Raw genomic sequence first — 1,909 nt, 5'->3', positions numbered from 1 at the left:
TGAGATATGGCAGCGCCAAATCGGTAAAAGTTCCTAATAAATACAAGACATTCTTTTGTATTTTACACTGAGCGATTAGATTTTTTATGATCATGTGTGGTCGTATAAAAACCGTTTAAAAATCTTAAAATTTTATGACCATTATTTAAAAATTTATCCTATCATACAAAAGACATATCGGTTGCTAGGAATGATCTGTTGTATTACCCTATTCTTTTTCATAAAAAATACAATACAGCATCAATTCTCTCCCCCAAATTTTCTCATATTTTCAACAAGCTATTTTTCATTTTACAATCCTTCTTGCCTTTCAGTACAAACTTATCTTATGCTTATTCTTTAAATCGTTTTTAATACTCTACGAGCTTTTATGTTTTATCTTGCCCATATATCGGATGTACATCTTTCCCCTCTCCCCAAACCTTCCCTTTTTGAACTTTGTGGAAAGCGTCTTACTGGTTATTTGAATTGGCAAAAAAAACGTAAGAATCAAGTCGCAACAAATGTCCTCGAAACTCTAATAGATGCCTTGAACAAAACAAAGCCTGATCATCTTGTGATCTCTGGTGATCTTGTAAACCTTGCTCTCGATAAGGAATTTGAACAAGCGTATCGTTGGCTCCTTAACTTGGGACGCCCCCAAGATATTTCTTTGACATTTGGAAATCACGATGCCTATGTCCGTGGCGCCCTTCAAAAAGCATGTACTCTCTTTAAACCTTGGATCACAGGTGACGTGCCTCAAAAAAGTGTTTTTCCTTTTCCTTATATGCGCATTCGCAAAGATGTCGCCATTATAGCTGCTTCTTCAGCTATCGCGACCCCCCCTTTTCAAGCTTCTGGTTATTTTGGTAAAATGCAGGCGCAAACTTTATCGCACCTTTTAAAGGAAGCAGAACAGCGCAACCTTTTTCGTGTCATCATGATCCATCATCCTCCATTTCCCAAAGCAACATCTTGGCATAAAAAACTACGGGATACAAAACGTTTTCTAGACGTTATCAAACGTCATGGTTGCGAACTTATTCTTCACGGACATACTCATTTACCCACATTGAAATACATTGAAGGACCAATTAAAAAAATTCCTATTGTTGGTGTTCCTTCCGCATCACAAGCTTTTGGTTATAAAAAATCACCCGCAGGCTTTAATTTATTTTCCATTGAACACTTACAAAATCAATGGCACTGTCAGTTGCAACGCTATAGCATTATCAACTCCCAAAACGAGATAGCATGTACCGAAACAATTACTCTTTAAATGCTTCAGCACATCCAGCATTATCCAAGCAATCTAAAGTGAAAATATTTTCACTTCATATTCCTTTGTAAATCATAATTTTATTGTCCCCTCCTCTTAACAAGACAAAATTCACCCTTCTTTTTCGATAGATCAATTTCTCTCAAAGAGCCCATTATCTAACCCCACTTATGTGGCTAACTTTACAAATTCATTGGTTTACTTCCTTCCCATTTTCAAGGACGAAGATTACTCTCTTATCTCATCTATAAATAATCCGGATTCTTTTCATACGGGCTTCTCCTACCGATTGAGCTCTGTGATTTACTTCACAAAGTTCTAATAAGCCTTGCTTTGCACTTCATCGCACACTCCCCCCAAAGCATCTCATAAGTAAAATGCTTATACCTCTATTCATGACATTTTTTAGGATTATAGAAAAGCTCATTTAGCTTCTATATCTAAATATCAATGACGATAAAAAGCCCAATAACGATAAAACTTATAATTTCAATAATCTACTCCCCTTGTAAGCCATAAAATTAAACGATGTTGGTTGATTTATGGTAAATAGATTTAAATAGATTTGAAAAATCCCCCACTATTATGCGCGGCAGTTATTATCGTACATTTTAAAAATTTATAAAAAACAACCGATTATATTTCAAT

At 35.4% G+C, this 1,909-nt stretch carries 1 protein-coding gene; it reads left to right on the top strand.

All coding sequences use genetic code 11. The features are described from left to right. Positions 1-370: 370 nt before the first annotated feature. A complete protein-coding gene (locus BN338_RS06820) occupies positions 371-1,261 on the top strand; it encodes a metallophosphoesterase family protein (RefSeq protein WP_039760354.1) in 891 nt (296 codons plus the stop codon). Positions 1,262-1,909 lie beyond the last annotated feature (648 nt).

The organism is Bartonella queenslandensis AUST/NH15, from assembly GCF_000312585.1.
Taxonomy (GTDB): Bacteria; Pseudomonadota; Alphaproteobacteria; order Rhizobiales; family Rhizobiaceae; genus Bartonella; species Bartonella queenslandensis_A.
Note: the sequence above shows the minus strand (reverse complement) of the source record. Positions and strands in the feature narration are given on the sequence as shown.

Excerpts from the sequence above, each read along its gene's own strand:
- BN338_RS06820 (WP_039760354.1), top strand. The coding sequence starts at position 371 with ATGTTTTATCTTGCCCATATATCGGATGTACATCTTTCCCCTCTCCCC.